The organism is Mesorhizobium sp. M0751 (genome assembly GCF_040320265.1).
GTDB lineage: Bacteria > Pseudomonadota > Alphaproteobacteria > Rhizobiales > Rhizobiaceae > Mesorhizobium.
Genome location: NZ_JAMYPH010000012.1, coordinates 118167 through 137725 on the forward strand (window position 1 = coordinate 118167; position 19559 = coordinate 137725).

General features: G+C 59.2%; 19 protein-coding genes and 3 pseudogenes. 12 read left to right on the forward strand and 10 right to left on the reverse strand.

The window, feature by feature from the left end:
- Window positions 1-168 precede the first annotated feature (168 nt).
- The 3 genes from dgt to NKI19_RS19440 all read right to left on the reverse strand — a co-directional run bounded on the left by dgt (window position 169) and on the right by NKI19_RS19440 (window position 3829).
- On the reverse strand, window positions 169-1725 hold the full coding sequence (gene dgt, locus NKI19_RS19430) for a dGTP triphosphohydrolase (protein WP_352508079.1): 1557 nt from the start codon (window positions 1723-1725) through the stop codon (window positions 169-171).
- A 193-nt stretch (window positions 1726-1918) separates the two neighbouring features.
- The gene (locus NKI19_RS19435; protein WP_352567112.1) at window positions 1919-3313 is read right to left on the reverse strand and encodes a hypothetical protein; all 1395 of its coding nucleotides are present in this window, start codon (window positions 3311-3313) and stop codon (window positions 1919-1921) included.
- A gap of 207 nt (window positions 3314-3520) precedes the next feature.
- The gene (locus NKI19_RS19440; RefSeq protein ID WP_352508077.1) at window positions 3521-3829 is read right to left on the reverse strand and encodes a hypothetical protein; all 309 of its coding nucleotides are present in this window, start codon (window positions 3827-3829) and stop codon (window positions 3521-3523) included.
- A gap of 50 nt (window positions 3830-3879) precedes the next feature.
- On the opposite strand from NKI19_RS19440, the gene NKI19_RS19445 reads away from it, so the two are divergent.
- From NKI19_RS19445 to NKI19_RS19470, 6 genes are all read left to right on the forward strand, one after another.
- Window positions 3880-4656, forward strand: coding sequence for an endonuclease III domain-containing protein (locus NKI19_RS19445; protein WP_352508076.1), 777 nt, complete (start codon window positions 3880-3882; stop codon window positions 4654-4656).
- Between the two features lie 148 nt (window positions 4657-4804).
- Window positions 4805-5014 carry a hypothetical protein gene (locus NKI19_RS19450; RefSeq protein WP_352567114.1) on the forward strand — a complete coding sequence of 70 codons (210 nt, stop codon included), beginning with the start codon at window positions 4805-4807 and terminating at the stop codon, window positions 5012-5014.
- Window positions 5011-6216 carry a PfkB family carbohydrate kinase gene (locus NKI19_RS19455; protein WP_352508074.1) on the forward strand — a complete coding sequence of 402 codons (1206 nt, stop codon included), beginning with the start codon at window positions 5011-5013 and terminating at the stop codon, window positions 6214-6216. The genes NKI19_RS19450 and NKI19_RS19455 overlap by 4 nt, the downstream gene beginning before the upstream one ends.
- A complete protein-coding gene (locus NKI19_RS19460; RefSeq protein ID WP_352508073.1) occupies window positions 6213-6809 on the forward strand; it encodes a 7-cyano-7-deazaguanine synthase in 597 nt (198 codons plus the stop codon). Before NKI19_RS19455 ends, NKI19_RS19460 begins: the two co-directional genes overlap by 4 nt.
- A gap of 226 nt (window positions 6810-7035) precedes the next feature.
- Window positions 7036-7470 carry a nitroreductase family protein gene (locus NKI19_RS19465; RefSeq protein WP_352508072.1) on the forward strand — a complete coding sequence of 145 codons (435 nt, stop codon included), beginning with the start codon at window positions 7036-7038 and terminating at the stop codon, window positions 7468-7470.
- A gap of 158 nt (window positions 7471-7628) precedes the next feature.
- On the forward strand, window positions 7629-7895 hold the full coding sequence (locus NKI19_RS19470) for a hypothetical protein (protein ID WP_352567116.1): 267 nt from the start codon (window positions 7629-7631) through the stop codon (window positions 7893-7895).
- Between the two features lie 110 nt (window positions 7896-8005).
- On the opposite strand, the gene queE is transcribed toward NKI19_RS19470, so the two are convergent.
- From queE to queC, 3 genes are read right to left on the reverse strand one after another with little or no spacing between them, the layout of a single operon-like run.
- Window positions 8006-8740, reverse strand: coding sequence for a 7-carboxy-7-deazaguanine synthase QueE (gene queE, locus NKI19_RS19475; protein WP_352567118.1), 735 nt, complete (start codon window positions 8738-8740; stop codon window positions 8006-8008).
- On the reverse strand, window positions 8737-9093 hold the full coding sequence (gene queD, locus NKI19_RS19480; RefSeq protein ID WP_352549606.1) for a 6-carboxytetrahydropterin synthase QueD: 357 nt from the start codon (window positions 9091-9093) through the stop codon (window positions 8737-8739). Before queD ends, queE begins: the two co-directional genes overlap by 4 nt.
- Window positions 9093-9791 carry a 7-cyano-7-deazaguanine synthase QueC gene (gene queC, locus NKI19_RS19485; RefSeq protein ID WP_352567120.1) on the reverse strand — a complete coding sequence of 233 codons (699 nt, stop codon included), beginning with the start codon at window positions 9789-9791 and terminating at the stop codon, window positions 9093-9095. Before queC ends, queD begins: the two co-directional genes overlap by 1 nt.
- A 611-nt stretch (window positions 9792-10402) precedes the next feature.
- Between queC and NKI19_RS19490 the strand changes: the two genes are divergently transcribed.
- The 4 genes and pseudogenes from NKI19_RS19490 to NKI19_RS19505 all read left to right on the forward strand — a co-directional run.
- Complete coding sequence (locus tag NKI19_RS19490) at window positions 10403-10792, forward strand: hypothetical protein (protein ID WP_023722055.1); 390 nt, start codon at window positions 10403-10405, stop codon at window positions 10790-10792.
- Between the two features lie 31 nt (window positions 10793-10823).
- Window positions 10824-10952: a hypothetical protein gene (locus NKI19_RS19495; RefSeq protein ID WP_023722056.1), complete on the forward strand. Its 129-nt coding sequence runs from the start codon at window positions 10824-10826 to the stop codon at window positions 10950-10952.
- 515 nt (window positions 10953-11467) lie between these two features.
- A pseudogene (locus NKI19_RS19500) lies at window positions 11468-12352 on the forward strand (IS1380 family transposase); the annotation flags it as partial.
- A 168-nt stretch (window positions 12353-12520) separates the two neighbouring features.
- A pseudogene (locus tag NKI19_RS19505) lies at window positions 12521-12685 on the forward strand (LysR family transcriptional regulator); the annotation flags it as partial.
- Here NKI19_RS19505 and NKI19_RS19510 read toward each other — a convergent pair.
- Both NKI19_RS19510 and NKI19_RS19515 read right to left on the reverse strand, forming a co-directional pair.
- Window positions 12672-13877, reverse strand: coding sequence for a beta-ketoacyl-[acyl-carrier-protein] synthase family protein (locus NKI19_RS19510; protein WP_352508066.1), 1206 nt, complete (start codon window positions 13875-13877; stop codon window positions 12672-12674). The pseudogene NKI19_RS19505 and the gene NKI19_RS19510 overlap by 14 nt on opposite strands.
- On the reverse strand, window positions 13878-14153 hold the full coding sequence (locus NKI19_RS19515; RefSeq protein WP_352458906.1) for an acyl carrier protein: 276 nt from the start codon (window positions 14151-14153) through the stop codon (window positions 13878-13880). It lies immediately after the preceding gene.
- 575 nt (window positions 14154-14728) lie between these two features.
- Here NKI19_RS19515 and NKI19_RS19520 point away from each other — a divergent pair.
- Together NKI19_RS19520 and NKI19_RS19525 are read left to right on the forward strand one after the other, a co-directional pair.
- Window positions 14729-14830, forward strand: a pseudogene (locus NKI19_RS19520) (LysR family transcriptional regulator); the annotation flags it as partial.
- A 97-nt stretch (window positions 14831-14927) separates the two neighbouring features.
- Entirely contained in the window at window positions 14928-16268 is a 1341-nt protein-coding gene (locus NKI19_RS19525; RefSeq protein ID WP_352508064.1) for an IS1380 family transposase, read from the forward strand.
- 694 nt (window positions 16269-16962) lie between these two features.
- Here NKI19_RS19525 and NKI19_RS19530 read toward each other — a convergent pair.
- Both NKI19_RS19530 and glmS read right to left on the reverse strand, forming a co-directional pair.
- Window positions 16963-17313 carry a helix-turn-helix domain-containing protein gene (locus tag NKI19_RS19530; protein ID WP_352566708.1) on the reverse strand — a complete coding sequence of 117 codons (351 nt, stop codon included), beginning with the start codon at window positions 17311-17313 and terminating at the stop codon, window positions 16963-16965.
- 326 nt (window positions 17314-17639) lie between these two features.
- On the reverse strand, window positions 17640-19463 hold the full coding sequence (glmS, locus tag NKI19_RS19535) for a glutamine--fructose-6-phosphate transaminase (isomerizing) (RefSeq protein WP_352566710.1): 1824 nt from the start codon (window positions 19461-19463) through the stop codon (window positions 17640-17642).
- Window positions 19464-19559 lie beyond the last annotated feature (96 nt).

Consider the following 19559-nt stretch of genomic DNA (forward strand, 5'->3'; position numbering starts at 1 on the left):
AAACTGGAATGAGTCAGGGGCCGTCCGGCATACAGGTCTTCCTAGTGAGCAATCGCCCAGTTCGATAGCGGAACGGTCGCTATGAAGTTGGCCCGCGCCAAGCACGCCGGTCAAACCTACTCGACGGCGTGACTCAAAGCCGCTCATCCTGAAATTCGCCGGTCTCTGTCAGATCGGCTTGAACATGCTTTCCGCTGAGTCGGATTTCAAACGCGCCCAGAACTCAATGGCATACCGATCAGTCATCCCCGCCACGAAATCGCACACTTCGCGGGCCCGTCCAGTGATGTTGTCTGCCTTGTTGAAACGCTCTCTGACGTCCTCTGGCATCAGAATATCGCCCTTGTCAGCCATCAGCGCTTCGAAAAGATCGGTCACAACATCGTAGCCTCGATATTCGCCCAGCTTCACGCGCGGGGCATAGATAGCGGCCTCATAGGTGTACTGTTTCAGGACTTCCTTTCGGCGCAATCGCCCTTTGGACAGCTTCACCTGGCTCTGAGGTGGACATTGCTCGTTGTAATCCAGCTCCACTGACGAGATGAATTCGTGCACCAACTGCGAAGACAACTCTGTGCGGTTGTATGCGTCATCACTGATCAGCCTGGACGTCTTATAAACAGCGGTAAATCGCCTGAACCCTTCCCGCTCGGCCTCCAGCTTCTGTCTTCTGGCCACTTCGGCTGGCTGCAGACTGTCGCCATCCTCTTGGTTGCTCATTTCAGCGCCATCCGGACTCCCAGTCGCATCCACCCCCACGCTACTTCCATCGTTATCGGGCTCGCCCTGGAACAGTCCGGCAAAAATATCGAAGAATACGTCGAGCACATCTTCCTTGCTGACGTCCTCCTTGATCTGCTTCGATACGCTCGCTGCCACCTTTTCCAACAGCGCATCCTTGGTCGCCAGGATCTTCGCAGGGCTTAGGAACCCGACCTTCAGGCAGTCTTCAAGATCGTAGACGGAATATGCAATGTCGTCTGCCAGATCCATTATCGAGCATTCGAGCGACTTGAACTCTTTTCCGCGCTTTAGTTTGAAGTCGCCTATTACTGAGCTTTTGATGTTCTCGACGATCCTTTTTTCCGTAGCGTAGTAGCCCTTCTCAACCTTTGAGCCTTCAGGGCGCACGGCTTTGATCATGTTGTCGTACTTCAGGACAGAGGCCAGCGTCCGATGGCAAAGGTTTAGACCGGCCCTTATATCGCCATCGCCATCGAGAGCTTTGGCGTATTTGACCTTCTTCTCTAGCCTGGTCAGGATTCGCAAGGTTTGGGCATTGCCCTCAAACCCGCCATATTCGAGCATCGCATTGTCGAGCGCCCGTTCACCGTTGTGACCGAATGGCGGATGGCCAATGTCGTGAACCAGACCAGCGGCGAAACACAACCTGACGTCAATAAGTTCAGGCAAAGTAGTCTTGTATGTGTGGTTGATGAACTCGGCTATTCCCTGGGCGATCTGGGCCACTTCAAGCGAATGGGTCAGCCGGCTCCTGAAAAAGTCGGACTCGCGGCTGGGGAATACCTGTGTCTTTCCCTGCTGACGGCGGAAGCTAGCGCTGTGAATGATCCGACCGTGATCTCGGGAGTAATTGTGCCGGTAGTCCTTTTCTTGGGGGTCCGCGCCTCCGCGGACCACCTCCCTGGTTTCATCGTTGCTCGTGTAGAGCTTAATCTTGCTTTTCGGCGCTGTTTTTGACGGGCTCTTTGGCGGTGTTGCCATCGTTCTCTGTCTCTTCTCTCATGCGGCGTTCGAAGCGCATGCGAAGAGCCCTATCCAAGGTTCCGAGCTGCGACTCAGCATCTTTACGAGCGTTTGCGACAGCGGTCAAAAGCATCTTCGTTTCCCTTCGTTTAGCATTGTGGATACTTAATATTTTATCGTGTTCTTATTATGTTCCGTTTTCCCACGAGCGTCAATTAGAGGCTTGGTCAGCAACCAGACGCATTCGCGTCGGCACACTGGCCTGTCGGACGACATCCGCGATGTGACTTGTCAGGCCGACCTCCCCCTCCAGTATCAGGCCATGGCCGAACGGAATCATTGTGAGAGCTACTCGTAGCGCTTCCAAGCCATCTCGAACATCGAAACTTTTCCATTCCGTAGCCTCTCCTGGGACAATTGTTGCACCAGATGAAACGCTGCGCCCCTTGTGTAGTTGCAGCAGCCACGCAGCGCGGCCGTCATATGCCCATTCGAATCTCACCGCACCAAGTTGAGCGGAAGTTCGTTGATAGAGAGTTTCAACTGCACTCAAAACTTCAGGTGGAAGTTCTTGAGGCGCCTTCTTCCCGAGCATGAAAGCGTCGCCGGCGCCAAGAACTCCCTCGACGTGGAGTTGCCCATCAGCGTCACAAATCGCAGCACCCGACCAGGTCGCGGGGACGCCTTCCTGCGCGATGACTGACGCAATTGCACGATGATCAGGGTCCTCCGCATTCAGGAGCTTGAACGGGTCAGTCCAACCTCGAACAGTCGTGAAATGGCCCGGCACCTGTTCGGTCGGACATGTCCGTGTCCAAATTTCGCGGGTGCCTGTACTCTCGCCGAACGAGAATGGAGCGACCCGGCGAGAAATAACTGTCGTTCGCGGCACGGGCACGCCGGCAAGATGACCGATCAGCAACCCGTATGCCTTGTCTCCAAGCATGCGCGAGAAGCCATTTGGCCACCTCGGCTCCACGTCAGCGGCATGCATAGCTTCATTCTCACCGAATTCCCAATATATGACGTGGGATTGACGATAGCCGCGCGGCTTGGGGTGAAGGCTGAACTCAAGGCGCGCGGATTTTGCTGACGCAAAATCGGGACCGAATCCGTAGACTATGTCGAACAGCCGGCGCGCCCAGTCAGAGCGTAGTGTCGCGAAACCCGCTTTCTCGACCCCGCGTGGCGTAACATCGGGACCAAATTCAACGATGTCATCAAGGATCACCCCCGAAACTCCGCCATCGCTGACATCGATAGTCTCGTTGACAATCGTGAACCAGCCTGCGGCAGAGAGACGCTCAACCGCAGCTACGACATCAAGGGGCGAGGAAAGTCCGTAGAGAAACTCGGCACTCTGAGGCTGGTGTTCATTGAAGCTCCGGACGTTGAGCGTGCCTTCGACGCTCCTCAAAAAGAGAGCCCCTATCGCCTCCGCCGGCGTATCGAAGTGCTGATCGGCCGGCAGCCCAGCGAGCCGGGCAAACTGCTGTATCGGAGCCCCGGCTTTCGGTGCGAAGCTAACGAATTGCGCGACATTGAATTGTTCGGCCAGTCGCGCCAGAACAGCATCCTTGCGGAAGGCAGAGGGGCGGTCGCTCATGTGGCTCGATCGATCAGGCATGGCAGTCGGTTCATTGTGCTGGCCCGGAAATGGACACGACGAGAAGGTGTAAGCCCGCCACCTTAGCGCCTTTTGTACGAACTGGACCACCAGCGACGGCTCTATCGTGTGGAAAGAGTGCTTCTTGACGTCGCAGGACGCCAAGTTGCCACCATGCGACGGCGGCCATTATAGACTCGGCGCGCCTCACGACATACCGGCCAGACCGCGAAGAATATTCATTATATGCATTCTTCTTTCCGGTTTTGCTCTAGCAAGGCGCTGAACGATTGCCTCGATCTCCGCACTGGAAACCGCTTCCTTCATAGAATGGGATGAAAGCCAAAATGTCAGCTTCCGCTCCAGCTTGTCGGTCATTTTAGCACGAAGATTCAGGACTTTACTGATGTATGATTGTGTGTAACCACAAGACAATGCCAGCTGGACCTGGCCTACCCCTAACCGGTCCATCGCCTCTCGTATCTCGTTCAGCAGAGCGGTGTTTTCCGTTGTCATTTTGATCAAAATTGGCTATGATTTTTATGAATAATGATTGGGACTGAGAGATGCAACAGGTTATTTCGCTGAAGGATGGGCAGCCGATCTTCCTGCATCTGCCGGATGCCGATGCCGAGGTTATGCCGTCGGTCCCTTGGGGGGATTTCGCGGCAGTGTTCACGCCGGCTTTCTGGGCAACGCAAGTTTGGATGGACGCGCTTGACACGCCTGACGAGAGCGGACTTGGCGAAACGCTTGCAGAGGAAGTGGTCGCGTGCCTTCTAGGCGGGCACGGCGCACCTGCTGAGGTTGGCCTTGCCGCATACGATCGCGTCCGCTCCTATATGCGCGTGAACGGTCCCCGCCTGACTCTAGCGCAGGCGGAATCACTGCTATCAGAACCGCTATCAGTCCTCGGACGATCCGTGAGATACCGGTTCGCAAAGCAACGTGCAGGCTACTTGCACAGATGCCTGGAAGGCGTTGCTATGATTGACGAGGCCCAGTTGAACGACAGAGAGTTGCGCGATAGCCTTTGTACCTTGCCCGGGATCGGTCCGAAGACCGCATCGTGGGTAGTTCGCAATCGTCGACGCAGCGATGATGTCGCTATACTCGACGTTCATATCATCCGCGCCTGCTGCCAAATAGGCGTTTTTCCTGCAAAGGCGAATCCAGCTACCGATTATTTCAGACTGGAGGAGAAATATTTGGATTTCAGCTCTGCGATTGGAGTCCGGGCATCAATGCTGGACGCCGTAATGTGGAAAGTCATGCGAAGCGTACATCCGCGCCTCTTACAAACGTTGATGAATGTTTCGAATCAGGCTCTAGTCCCGAACTAGGCGAGGAGGACCTGACATGAGCGGTGGCGGCGGAGGCAGTGGACGGAGTGATCTCGGTCCCGCTGTCGGAGGGGGATTCGATCAATGCAGCCGCGAGTACCAGGCTCCCGTTAACAGTCCGAAGCCTTCGGTCCTTGGACCGCTTAACGTGGGCAACGTTCTGGATGTCGACGTTGTGGCCATCGGTAGTTTTTCAACGCTTGTCGTACGGGATGCTGGCGGAAACCTCGGCGGGTCGCTCACGTTCGTTGGCTATCTGCAGGTGATCAACTGCATTGTTCAGCAGGCGGTGCTATACAAAGCTGAGATTCTGTCGATCTCCGGCGGCGTCTACACGGTCAGGGTCTACCCGGTGTGAGCCGCGACGTAACCGTTGCGGGCGGCGTCTACCATGAGCGCTGCCTGCAACCCGAATGGGATCGTGTCTTAGGGTCGGCAGGACGCGGCGCGTTTGCGATCGCGCAGCTTGCAGGTGGCCGCGTGCAACTACGAGGTTACGCCAACAGCCGGCTCAGCGATCGGATCGCTGTTGAGGCAGAACTTGCTGACGTCCAACTGAATCTCCTGGGTACCGAGCAGGCAGTCACTTTCGATTATGTCCATACGCTCTCGGTGCCACATATCTCGCCGCCACCGGCATTGCTGAAGAGACTTCCAGATATCAAGGTCGAGAACAACATCGTCATCCGCTATGGGATGATCGAATCAGACGTCATCGTGTCCGCGAACATAGCAGTGTATGACCCTCAATCTGCGTTCGACGCCCAACCGTTCAGGAGAAACGGTTCGTCGGCAGCTAGGCTCGGTGTGGTTCTCAACCGGTTGGAGATGCGGTCCATCACTGGGACCGACAATCCGCGCGAAGGCGCCAATTGGCTGTTTCATAATGACGGCGCCGAAGTCGTCGTCTTGAAGATGGGCGCGCTGGGGGCATTGGTCCTCACGCCCGAGCACCAACAACAGGTTCCACTCTACGAATCGGATTCAGTCTGGAAGCTCGGGTCAGGCGACGTGTTTTCCTCAACGTTTGCCGGTTTCTGGGCGATACATGGGAAGGAACCGGTCGAAGCCGCGGATTTGGCGTCGCGCGCAACCGCTTGGTATTGCAACTCGCGAACCCTTCCACCTCCCACTCCAGATATTTTGATGTCCGCCAGGGCAAAACCGATCAAGCCTGGCTCTGGACGCATTTACCTTGCCGCACCTTTCTTTGACCTTGGACAGCGCTGGCTGGTCGAAGAGGCGCGGCTCGCACTCATTGATGCGGGAGCAGACGTCTTCTCGCCCGTACATGAAATCGGACCCGGCAAGGCCGACGTCGTCGCTCCGGCGGATTTGATCGGTTTGGACGGTTGCGACGTCATCTTTGCGATACTGAACGGCATGGACCCCGGAACTGTCTTCGAAGTCGGGTATGCGAGAAAAAAGGGCATCCCGATCGTTGCACTGGCGGAGAACGAGAAGGAGGAAGACTTAAAGATGTTCGTGGGCTCGGGCACGATGGTCGCGCAGGACTTCGTGACCGCGATCTACAAGGCGATATGGAGCCTGCCTAAATGAAGACGGCATTGCTACTCTCTGGAGGCATGGACTCGGTCAGCATCGCTTGGTGGAAGCGTCCGAACGTTTGCATCACCATCGACTATGGGCAGAAGCCGGCTGAGGCTGAAATCGTCGCCGCTGGCCAGGTCGCGCGCCTCCTCAATATCCCTCACGAAGTCATTTGCGTCGATTGCTCGGCTCTAGGATCTGGGGACTTGGCGGGCAGTGCGCCGTCTGAGGTCGCGCCAGTGTCGGAGTGGTGGCCATTCCGCAATCAGCTCCTGATCACGCTCGCTGGCATGGCTGCGGTGAAGAGCGGCGTAAAACACCTCCTTATCGGCGCCCTCGCCACCGACGGCGTCCACGCCGACGGGCGTCCCGACTTTGTCGAGCATATCTCGAAGCTGCTGGCGCTTCAGGAGGGCGGCATCACTGTAGAAGCTCCGGCTATCGAGCTGGATGCGGTCGAACTGGTGCGAACCTCCGAGATCGACCAAGCGACCCTCGCCTGGGCGCACTCGTGCCACGTTGGGAATTACGCCTGCGGCAGATGCAGGGGCTGCGTGAAGCATTACAATACCTGGTCGGCTCTTGGCTGGACGCCTCACTGAAGAACCTGCTCCCAGGGAGCAGCCTGGTGACTGGTCTGCCTGGTTGCCGGCAGGCGCGGTAATACGTGAGCTTCCAAAGCCGGAAGAGCAGCGCGATCGATCATTTCTAGACGTAATGGAGTCGCGGCGATCTGCCATTGGGGCGCCTGTAAGCTGGCACGAGATTGAAGCATTGCTTTGGTACGCGTGCGGGACTCGCGAATTTCGTGGCATCGGACGTGCCGGCGTGCCTTTGGAACACCGGATTTCACCCTCCGCAGGTGGATTGCACCCCGTCCAGATCATTTATCAAATGTCGAACAGCGATCATGCGGCACGCGCCTATCTGCCCACGAGACACGCTGCAGCTTTCCTCGGCGCCTCATCCCAGGCAGCCGAACTCAACAGAGAGCAGGTGAAAGGGGTATTGGGAACCGCCCCAGGCTGCACCCTTCGGTTGGTGGCAGACCTGTCCAAAATCGATGCAGCCTATGTGAATGGAGAAAGCTTGGCCTGGCGCGATGCCGGTGTTGTTTGCGCGACCCTAAGTTTCGTAGCGGAGTGGCTTGGCCTGCGCTCCAACGTGCTGGGCTTTTCAGGCAACGCCTATCTACCCTTGATCGGGTTTCCAACAAACCGCTTCATGGCAGTCGGGGCTGTGCAAATCTCCAGTTTCGCTTAGCGGGTGCACCAAACGACAACCTGGAGATAGATGCATCGTCTGTGTGGACGCGGTTTTGGCAGTTGTGGCCCGTCGTTGATCCTAAGTGGCCAGTCCGATCCACACTCCCAATTCAACAATCAATCAACGTCTGTTCCGACGGGAACGTCTGAAAGTGAGTGACCGCTTCCCAGCCCATCGCGAACAAGTCTCACGCGCCTCCCTCGCTAAAAGATATCGACCTTGGCCAGACGATCCCTTCCCTAACCGAATATTTCGCAGCTGGTGAGCAGCACCTCTCCTCCTCCGGGCTGGCTCTGTCGGCGCCGCCGCTGCTACAGGCTATTTCGTATATGGTGAAGGCGATCCATTTCGCCGTTTGGTTGGGCATCGTCATTGGTCTGGCTATCGTTGGCCAGGTTTCGCGCCATCAGTCGCGTGATTAGAAAAACGGTCGTAGTCGAAAGCACACAGCGTTCAGTTGCCTTTTCCGGCAGATACCTGACGCATTCTAGCAGAACGTGGGCACTGACACGGCTCAGCGCATGGCCCCCGCCTAGACGCCTCTCTTGTTACCCCAGAGCATAACGTGCAACTGCGGCAGCACGCGGGCTTCGAACCACCTGTCGCGGGTCACCTTTTCAATCAGCCACTCCATGCGTTTCATTATTCCGTCAAGGTCGACAGGCGCGTCTTCATTTCCGGCGCGTGGCGGCGTGTGATTGCCGGGTTGCAGATAGATCGGAAGTCGCGGAAACCTCGCGGCGGCGTCTTTCGCGTAAGCGTAGTCACTGTCGTCGAAAACAACGAGCTTGAGCACGATTTGCGGCTTCTCCTGCGCCGCTTCGATGCACGCCTCGACAGCGGCCCAATCGGTCCTCATTTCGCTTGACGGCGGCTTCGGGCTGAGGACCAGCACGTCAAGGTCGGCAAACCAGTCCCTGACCACGGAACCTTGGGTTTCCAGCGCAAAACGGTAACCTTCACCATGGCCTCGCTCGATGAGCGCACGAAACGGCTGAATGGCAGGATTGCCGCCTGACAGTGACACCATCACTGGCCGGCCACCGGAAAGCGCAACGACGGTTTGCCACACCGTGTCGATTGACATCATCTCCCATTCATGGCGGAATTGATTATCCACCGCATGGAGGCTGTCACACCAGGAACAGCGATAGTCACACCCGCCGGTCCTGATGAAGACAGTCGGCAAACCAATGAGCACGCCCTCGCCCTGGATCGTCGGCCCGAAAATCTCGCTGACGCGAATTGCCGGATCGGTATGGGTCATGGCCGGTACTCCGCCCAGGTTTTCGGCGTTTCGCTGACCCGCACGGCCGAGGTCTCGGGCAGGCGTGCCTTGCACCATCCATAGAAATGTCTGGCCAGACATTCCGCCGTGACTTGCTCATGCCCCAGCACTTCGTTGAGATGTCGGTGGTCGAAGCTCTCGTCGATATAGCGTTTGAGCGGCGCCAGATCATGATAGTCGCGCACGAAGCCGTGCTCGTTCAGTCCATTCGCTGAAAGCTCCACTTCAACGATGTAGTTATGCCCGTGCAGGCGCGCACATTGGTGATCGGGTGGCAACGAGCTGAGCTGATGCGAGGCTGAGAAGTGGAATTCCTTGGTGATGCGGAACATTACGCGGTCCTCCTTCGCAGCGCATCGAGCCAGAAGTCGGAGTCCTCGTAGTCGGTGGGGTCCGGCTGCCCAGAGAGATGAAACGCCTCGCGCCGCTCGACGCAGGTCCCGCACCTCCCGCAGTGACGCTCGGCGCCCTTGTAGCAGGACCAGGTCTGCGCAAATGGCGTGCCGTATGCTGCTCCATTCCTAACAATGTCCGCCTTCGTGAGATTCACATAGGGTGCATAAACGCGAATCTTCGCGTAGCCGTCGAGCGCGTGGTCCTCCATCATCTGGAAAGCGTCGATGAAGGCCGGACGGCAGTCGGGATAAATGAAATGATCCCCACCATGCACGGCCGTCGCCACCGCGTCAGCGCCGTGCGCTGCGGCGAGGCCGAAGGCAATGGCTAACATGATGGCGTTCCGGTTCGGCACCACCGTGACCTTCATCGTGTCTTCGGCGTAGTGCCCGTCGGGCACGACCACATTATCGGTCAGCGCGGAGCCGGAAAGGCCGCCGCCGATCTCGTGGATGTCGATGATGCGGTGCGGGACGCTCAGTCGCTCCGCGCAAAGGGCGGCGAAGCCCAATTCCTTTCTATGCCGTTGGCCGTAATCGAAAGATAGGAGGCCGGCGAGTTCGTGCTCCGCTGCCACCTTGTGAGCAAGGGTAACGGAGTCCAATCCGCCGGAGCAGACGACGAGAGTCTTCATTTTTGGGTCCTTGTTTTAACCGGGTAGGCTGCGACCGGAGATTTCTCTGCGCTCCCAGTACTTCAGGAAATCCATTTTGTGAAGTGAACGGGGGACGAGTTTCATGCGCTGACGTGCAGCTGTGTGCAAGGCGCCCTCGCGGTGAGCCTGCAAGGAACACTGACTAGCGAAACGTCACGCTTCAGCGGAATGCTCAAAGGCGAGCGCACCAGAATAAGCTCTGCAGGAGGTCCGGACCTTCGTAAACAAAGTTCTCGACGATCAAGCGCCCGGCGGTCCCGAGCTTCGAGGGACGCCGCCGCGAGGGTTTCAGGTACTAGACGGCCCAAGGATGGGCTTGCCGCAAACAACGGACTTACCAGTGGGATGTTCAGCGACGCCGATGCAGATGTCTGGAATGATCACGACATCAATTGTCGCGGCAACTTTGGCTGGCCTGCTCCTCGGGTTCCATAGATCCAGCGTATTCCGCTTCAGGATCGGTTCGAACCGGAGCACTCCCTCGGTCAATGGACGTCCGGCAACAACCTGAATGATCGGTCGTGAGCCGACATCTGTGAACAAGCGGTGTGGTCGATTGCTATCACCCATGTGTTGCGCGCAGGGACCTTATGGCAGTGGATGAACTGGATTTGATGGTTTTACAGCTGGCGGTCGAAAGCGTCCGCTCGCTCTCCTTAAGCTTCGCTGAAAAGGCCGCCGAGGTAGCCACCAGGAGCCGCGGCATCCTGCTTTTCGACGTGCGGGTCGACGGTGATGCGGGGGTCCAGCGGGTCGCAGCCATCCGATATCAGGGCGACCAGATCGGCGTGCTGGCGTTGGACAGACAGGGCCTTGTTACCCACCATTGCATCGTCAACGGTACGTTCTCACATTTCATTGCGCCCTTGGAGAACTGGCACAGCATGCCTCTGTCGATGCAGGCCAAGATCGATGCCAACGGCCATGCCAGTCTCTTCCTAGGGGCCTTGCGAAATGCCGGACATTTGCTGGGCAGCTAGCATTTGCCAGAATGCATCTGTGAATTTTTGCATGCGCATCGCTGCCGACAGCGCCGGCATGATTGTCGTGCTCGAAAACGGCTGCGGCGATCGCGGCAAAGCGATCGCCGCGATGATGGCGATCTACGCGTGGGCGTTGCATCGATGCGCGATCGTTTAGACAGAGGTCTCCGCCTGGCATCGAGCAACATGCACGGAGGTACGCAAAGCGCAAATGCATCAAGTATTTGAAGGGACGAGCCCCTCGCGCAAATGGAGCTTGCGCTGCCGTTGTCGTCCCATCGTGCCGCCGAACTCGGGGGGCGTGACGATCGACCACGATGGCCTATTTTTTTGCAAAGCCGAATGTCCCGATTCCGAAGCCAAGGAAAAAACTCCGACCACAGCGAAGAATAGTAACAACACGGGCGACGCAAGCCGCCTTGCCCTCTAGCAGGGGAGGTGCTTGCGGTGCTCTCACCGACACAAGATCGCAAATGGCACGTGGGTGAGCACCAGAACTGGCGACACGCATGGTGATCGGCTTGACTCGCTGGAGGAAGCACAAGGCCTCAGTGGGCGGAGGCGCCAGCGACGGTCGAATACTGGCTGGCTGCTCGGGATCTGATCGTTGAAATGACGTAGGATTTGGTTGCTTAAGCCGATCCGAACCATTTCCCGGAGACCACACCCACCATGAACGATCTTGCGCTGCCGCTGAGCGGTTTGTCATCAGTCGGCGGCAAGTCCGTCGTCGCCCGTTTCGACGGCGGCATGCTGTCGTCCAACAGCGGCGTTCTGGCCTTGGCCGAGGTGGAAAAGCGGTTGCGGGTGGCCGAGCGTCTGGCGCGTTGCATCGACGATCCGCGCTGCCCGGACCAGGTCGTCCACAGCCTGGCGGACATGATCGGCTTTCGCATGAAGATGATCGCCGCCGGCTACGAGGACGGCAACGACGCCAACCGGCTGCGCCGCGATCCGGTCTTCAAGATGGCCCAGGATGCGCTGCCGTCGGGTCGGGATCTGGCGTCGCAATCGACGCTGCGCCGGCTGGAGAACCTACCCGGCGTGCGGGAGCTGGTCGCGATGGGACGGGCGATGGTCGATCTCTATTGCGCCTCGTTCCGGCAGGTGCCGAAGCGGATCGTACTCGACATTGACGACACCTTCGACGCTGTGCACGGAGGCCAACAGCTTCGCCTGTTCAATGCCCACCATGACGAGTATGGCTTCCAGCCGATCGTCGTGTTCGATGGTGCGGGACGGTTCGTCAGCGCGATCCTGCGACCGGCCAAGCGGCCGAGTGGGGCTGAGATCCGCCCCCACCTGCGCCGTCTGGTGCGGGCGATCCGGATCAACTGGCCGAACATTCGAATCCTGCTCCGCGGCGATAGCCATTATTGCAACCCGCAGGTCATCGACTGGTGCCGCGCCAACGACGTCGACTTCATCTTTGGCCTCGCGCCCACCACGACCCTGCGCAAGCATGTCGCGGATCTGGAGGCCAGCACGACGGCGCGCTTCGAAGCGTCGGCCAAGACAGGCAAGGTCCGCAGGTTCAAGGAGTTCGTTGACGGCGCCCGCGGCGCGACCGGGCCGGCAGCACTCAGGCGACTATAACGGGCGCAGAGCCGACCCTGCGGCTTCCAGACATTGTCGTGTACAGCTTCAGACCCTCAAGCCGAGCCCGCAGGGCCTCGCTTACCTTTTACGGGGCGGCGGTACGTCCAAGCCGCTTCAACAGTTAAGAATTTCGCAAAGACGATACCCCCGGATCGTCGAGCTTCCGCTGCCACTTCCCGCATTCGCCGAGGCGGTCAATGACCCGCCCTTCACAATAGTTATCCGGCAAGCATCTGGATGCGAGAGATAATGTTGCCGGAGGCATCTCTCATGGCTTCTACACCTGCCTGAACGCCAGAACCGCGTTCGTGCCGCCAAAGGCGAAGGAGTTGCTCAGTGCCACGCGCACCTTGCGCTCGCGTGCCACATTGGGCGTGACGTCGAGATCGCAATCGGGGTCCAGCTCACGATAATTGGCAGTCGGCGGCACGACGCTCTCGCGGATAGCCATCACGCAGGCGATCAACTCGAGCGCGCCGGACGCGCCGAGGCAATGCGCGTGCATGGACTTGGTAGAAGAAATGGACATTGAGAAGGCGTGCTGACCGAAGACGCGCTTGATCGCCGCCGTCTCGATCTGGTCGTTGGCCTTGGTGCCGGTGCCGTGCGCGTTGAGATAGTCGACATCCTCGGCGTCCAGCCTGGCATCGGCAAGGCAGGCCCGCATTGCTGCCTCCGGCCCCTCGACAGTCGGCGCGACGATGTCGGACGCATCGGCGGAAAGGCCGGCACCGGCAATTTCGGCAAGGATGGTGGCGCCCCGAGCCAGGGCATGCTCGTAGCTTTCCAGCACCGCCATGCCGGCGCCTTCACCAAGCGACAGGCCCTGGCGATCGGCCGAGAATGGCCGGCAAGTATCGGGCGAAAGCACGCGGATCGCTTCCCATGCCTTCAGCACACCCCATATGAGCGGCGCTTCGCTGCCGCCGGCAAGCATCACGTCGGCCCGGCCGAGCCTGATCTGGTCCACCGCGCAGGCAATCGCATGGTTTGCCGAGGAACAGGCGGACGTGACGCCGAACACCGGCCCGCGCAGGCCGAGACTCATGCTGACCTGGCCGGCAGCGGCACCCGGCATCGCCTTGGGTACAGTCAAGAGAGCGGCACGCTTACCGCCCAGAAGGATGGCGCGGTAGGTTTGCTCGATCGCATCCCACCCGCAGCCGCCAACGCCCACCGTCGCACCGAAGCGATACCTATTTCCCTCTTTGGAGGAAAGTCCGGCCTGACGCATGGCTTCGCGCGCCGCAAGCACAGCGAGCAGGCTGAAGCGGTCCATGGAGATGAGTTGCTTGCCGTCGATGTCATGCTCCGGCAGCGCCTTGATCTCGGCACCGATCCTGACCCTCAATTCATGGAGCTCGGAGTTGACGATTGGGCCGATGGCGGAGCGGCCTTCTCGCATCTCTGTCCAAATGGCGGCGGCGTTGGTCCCAAGCCCGCAAATACCGCCAATCCCAGTAATCACGACGCGCCTGTCCATTCACACCCCCTTAGCGAGCAAGCTGCGCACGGCTTCCACCATGTCCCCAACATTCTGGAGATCCGACCATGCCTCGGCCGTATTCATCTCGATCTGGATGCCGTAGGCCTGCTCCAGGTCCCAGAGAACGTCCGCCAATCCCAGTGAATCGATACCGAGCGAAGTCAGTCCCGTGGCAGCCGTTATCTCGCCGCCTGTGGCAGGCGCTATGCCGCCCTCCGACGCGGCGCGCTTCTTGATAATGGCGATTATTTCGTTGGCGAGTTGATCTGCCATCTTGTTCCTTTCCAGCTTGCGTTTTCGGCGTCGTTCAAAACCCGAGTCGCGTCGCGTTGCCAAAATTGCCCCTCATGGAGCCTGTGCGACCGACCAAGCCCAATGCCCATAGGAACCGGACGAGTTCCGGCTTCTGCGGCGTCAGCCCGATGATGAAGAAAAGTCGCCGGCCTCCCGCTTTTGCGCCAGCACATCAAGAATCTGCGTGTAAATGGATAGGAACCGTCGTCAAACGTCAGCTAAACGCTGCGACGGTGGGTGCTGTCAGCGTATTCACTCGGCACCTCATATGTAATCGAGATGTTTCATAGCTCCGGACCAGTTGCGATCAACTATTGTACCGGTCCGCCATTCGTCGGAGAGTTCGACATGATCGGAGCGCTGCTTCTCATTCCCAGTACAATCTCCACCGCACGCGACAGATTTCCTCTTTCGGGCTCTTCTCAAGGGACTCGCCACGCGATAGAGGCAGTGATCGGCGCACGTGAGGTCCTGCCAAGTCCATGCGACATTCCGGAAAATTGGTAAAATCGTTTGTTTCAATCAAATGCATCCACGCTATGGATAGCTAAGACATGCGTTTCAAAGGGCTCGATCTGAATCTTCTCGTCGTTCTCGACGCGCTGCTGAGCGAGCGCGGCCTCACGGCGGCGGCACGCCGCATCAACCTAACCAAATTCATGGGGGTTGGTGGATGTGGCGCAAGCCGTTGAAATGACGTAGGATTTGGTTGCCTAAGCCGATCCGAACCATTTCCCGGAGACCACACCCACCATGAACGATCTTGCGCTGCCGCTGAGCGGTTTGTCATCAGTCGGCGGCAAGTCCGTCGTCGCCCGTTTCGACGGCGGCATGCTGTCGTCCAACAGCGGCGTTCTGGCCTTGGCCGATGTGGAAAAGCGGTTGCGGGTGGCCGAGCGTCTGGCGCGTTGCATCGACGATCCGCGCTGCCCGGACCAGGTCGTCCACAGCCTGGCGGACATGATCGGCTTTCGCATGAAGATGATCGCCGCCGGCTACGAGGACGGCAACGACGCCAACCGGCTGCGCCGCGATCCGGTCTTCAAGATGGCCCAGGATGCGCTGCCGTCGGGTCGGGATCTGGCGTCGCAATCGACGCTGTGCCGGCTGGAGAACCTGCCCGGTGTGCGGGAACTGGTCGCGATGGGGCGGGCGATGGTCGACCTCTACTGCGCCTCGTTCCGGCAGGTGCCGAAGCGGATCGTGCTCGACATTGACGACACCTTCGACGCTGTGCACGGAGGCCAACAGCTTCGCCTGTTCAATGCCCACCATGACGAGTACGGCTTCCAGCCGATCGTCGTGTTCGATGGTGCGGGACGGTTCGTCAGCGCGATCCTGCGACCGGCCAAGCGGCCGAGTGGGGCTGAGATCCGCCCCCACCTGCGCCGTCTGGTGCGGGCGATCCGGATCAACTGGCCGAACATTCGAATCCTGCTCCGCGGCGATAGCCATTATTGCAACCCGCAGGTCATCGACTGGTGCCGCGCCAACGACGTCGACTTCATCTTTGGCCTCGCGCCCACCACGACCCTGCGCAAGCATGTCGCGGATCTGGAGGCCAGCACGACGGCGCGCTTCGAAGCGTCGGCCAAGACAGGCAAGGTCCGCAGGTTCAAGGAGTTCGTTGACGGCGCCGCTAGTTGGAGCCGGGTCGAGCGCATCATCGCGCGGGTCGAGGTCGGCGCCCAAGGTGGCGATATCCGCTTCGTCGTCACCAACCTTGCCGGTGGGAAGGCCAAGGCGCTCTACGAAGATGTCTACTGCCGGCGCGGCGCGGCCGAGAACCACATCAAGTCGTGGAAGACGCATCTTGCCGCCGACCGCACATCCTGCACCAGAGCGACGGCCAACCAGTTCCGGCTATTCCTGCATGCCGGTGCTTACTGGTTGATGTGGGGCTTGCGGGCCGCGATGCCGAGGCGCTCGAGCTTTGCCGTCGCCCAATTCGACACGCTGCGATTGCGCCTCATCAAAATCGCTGCGCGGGTGGTCGAGATGAAATCGCAAATCCGCCTGCACCTGCCGACATCGTGCCCCGACCAGCGCATCCTGCGCATCGTCCTCGATCGCATCCCCCAACTCGCGACATAACGATGGGGGCAGACGCCCCGAAACGAACCCGTCGACCGCAACCTGCAAACCCCCGCCTGCCATCACGACGGAGCAATCCCGGCGCCTGACGAGGCGCGTGGAAAAGCACCGCAACGGCGACCACAACGTCGCTTCAGGCCGTCAAAAGCTTATCGCCGTGCATCAAGGCGGCTAGAAGCGCGCCGGCAGCCTGGCGGGGGGCTTGGGGTTAGACTGCCGGCGCACGCCACTCATGAAGAGCGGCCCCTTTTTGCGGTTCCGACACCCATAGTCAACCCGGCAGCGTCTGGATGCCCGCTGTGCTCTTTTCAGAGCGGCTCGCGATGCCGGCCATGTCGGCCGATCCTGCCTAGGATGGGGGGCCACTCTCGTCGGCCGAGTTGATGCTCCAGCCAGTATCGCCTTGCCGACCAGCATGGGTTCGCCGTTAGCAATCCATCCTCGCGGGCCAATGCTATCGTGCACGTGTCGCAGCACTCCGGGCGGCTATATCGCCTAAGACAGCATGACGAAGCGTTCCAACTTCCTGTTCGGCGAGCCCGTGTGCAGTTCCTGACTCGGACAGTGGACGAGAATTCTCTTGGCGGTACTGCGCCAGAAGGCATTCGCGTCCAACGGAATCAAGCGACGACTATCAGCCGCAAACGTCACATCACAAGAGCGGTCTTCCACCCATTGCAGATTATCCGACTGATCAGGCGGCGTCCGATATGTCCGACTCTGCCTCAAGAATTCCCACAGGTATGGACAGCGATCTCGCTATCCGATTCCGATAGCCCTTATTGTACTTTAGACCCCGCTCGATGTTTTGGATTTCCTGAGCGGCAAGCCCGCACGCGACCGCGAGGTCCTCGATTGAATACCCAAGGTGCTCACGATAAGCGCGGATGATGTGGGTCCCCTGCGACATAGCCGTCAAGACTGGCTCGGGAATGCGCGAATCCTTCATAAACATCTCCAAGAAGATGGGAGCGCCTGACAAATCGGGAGATTTCCTCCCCGACCCTTGGCGCACACCCAGCAAATCAAAAAAATGGACGTCCATTCGGCCGGACCGGCCTCATCCATGGAATGGGCCACTTGAAATTGGCAGCCGGGTCGGAATATGGCGGCTCACCTGCTTCTGATCAAGTTCTAAGAACCTGCCCGCCATGAGATGGCCTGATCGGCTGTAGCGCATTCGACCTGCGATCCTACACGACTCATTCTCCCCGATCGCTTTCTTGAACAGCAACTCGAACTCTCACTGACGCCTCCAGTGGCTATTCGCGGCACCGTCCACCCAGCCTCGCGGACGCTGATACCTTCGACCAATTTCCACCGCCGATGCAGCGAAGATGGACAAGCATCGCCAGCTGTAAAGGTTCACAATCATTCGACCGTGACCGATTTTGCGAGATTGCGCGGCTGGTCTACGTCTGTGCCCATGAAGAGCGCCGTGTGGTAGGCAAGAAGCTGTATCGGCAGCGAGAAGATCATCGGCGCGATAATCTCGTCGACAGCCGGCAACACGAGCGTGTGCATGGTGTTGAGTTTCGATGCGGCTGCCCCTTTTTCATCGGTGATGAGGATAATCCGCCCTCCACGGGCAGCCACTTCCTGCATGTTGGAGACAGTCTTGTCGAAAAAGCGATCATGGGGCGCGATGACGATCACTGGCATGTTGTCGTCGATCAATGCGAGCGGACCGTGCTTCAATTCACCCGCCGCATAGCCCTCGGCATGGATGTAGGAAATCTCCTTGAGCTTCAGCGCACCTTCCATCGCTAGCGGGAAACTGGTGCCACGGCCGAGATACAGGACGTCACGACACTTTGACAGTTCGCGCGACAGGAACTCGATCTCCGGCTGGATGCTGTTGAGTACCTGGCCCATGACGCGCGGCACTTCGGCGAGGCTCCTGACGAGCGCCTGCAGCTCGTCTTCGGTTACGGTCCCGCGGGCTCTGGCGGCGCCGATGGCGAGTGCGGCTAGAACCGCAAGCTGGCAGGTAAACGCCTTGGTGGAGGCGACGCCAATCTCCGGTCCGGCAAGGATCGGGAAGACCGCATCGGCCTCCCGAGCGATGGTCGATTCGCAGGCATTGACGATAGCGCCAATTTTCAGCCCACGCTCCTTGCAGTACCTCAACGATGCGAGCGTATCGGCGGTTTCGCCGGACTGCGAAATGAAAAGAGCCGCCGACTGCGGCGACAACGGGATCTCGCGGTAACGGAATTCGGACGCAACGTCGATTTCAACCGTCAGGCGCGCATAGCGCTCGAACCAGTATTTTCCGATCAGTCCGGCGAGATAGGCGGTCCCGCAGGCCGAGATCGCCAAGCTCGGGATCCTGGCGAAATCGATGCCAGAAACCATGTCGGCGCGATTCTCTATGATGTTGCTATAGTGACGGAGAGCATGGGCGATGACTTCGGGCTGCTCGTAGATTTCCTTCTCCATGAAGTGGCGATGATTGCCCTTGCTGGCCAGATCGGCCGCGGCCGTGGAGGTATGGCGCGGACGCTCGACGGGATGGCCGTCGAAATCGAAGATATGGGCGCCCGATTTGCCGACAATGGCCCAGTCGCCCTCGATGAGATAGGTAATTTCATTGGTGAAGGGAGCAAGCGCGATCGCGTCGGAGCCCAGGAACATCTCGCCGTCGCCGTGACCGATCGCCAGCGGTGGTCCGTTGCGCGCCGCCATGATGGTCGACGGATCATCTTCGAAGAGGACGGCAAGCGCATAGGCGCCCCTGACGCGTTTCAGCATGGCACGCATCGCCTCTTGCCGCCTCATGCCCTCCCGGCGGTGTCTTGCCAAGAGATGCGCGATGACCTCGGTGTCGGTGTCGGTCTGGAACTCGGCGCCAGCCGCCGCCAATTCGTCCTTCAGCTCGGTGAAATTCTCGATGATGCCGTTATGGACGACGGCGACACCGTCGGCAAAGTGCGGGTGCGCATTGCGTTCCGTCGAGGCCCCATGGGTTGCCCAACGCGTGTGGCCGATGCCGATGTTGCCGCTCAGCGGCTCTTCCTTCAGTCTCCTCTCGAGATTGACGAGCTTGCCCTCGGCGCGCCGGCGGTGCAAGACACCTTCGGTGATCGTCGCAACGCCGGCGGAATCATAGCCGCGATATTCCAAACGCTTCAATGCGTCGACCAACCGATCCGACACCGTCTGTTGCCCAACGATGCCAACAATCCCGCACATGTTCGTCTTCCCATTCTTGCCGGCAGCTTCAGCCTACGCGAGACGGATACCCATCCGGCCGCTTTCATTGGGGGATCTTCTAGTAGTATTGGGTAA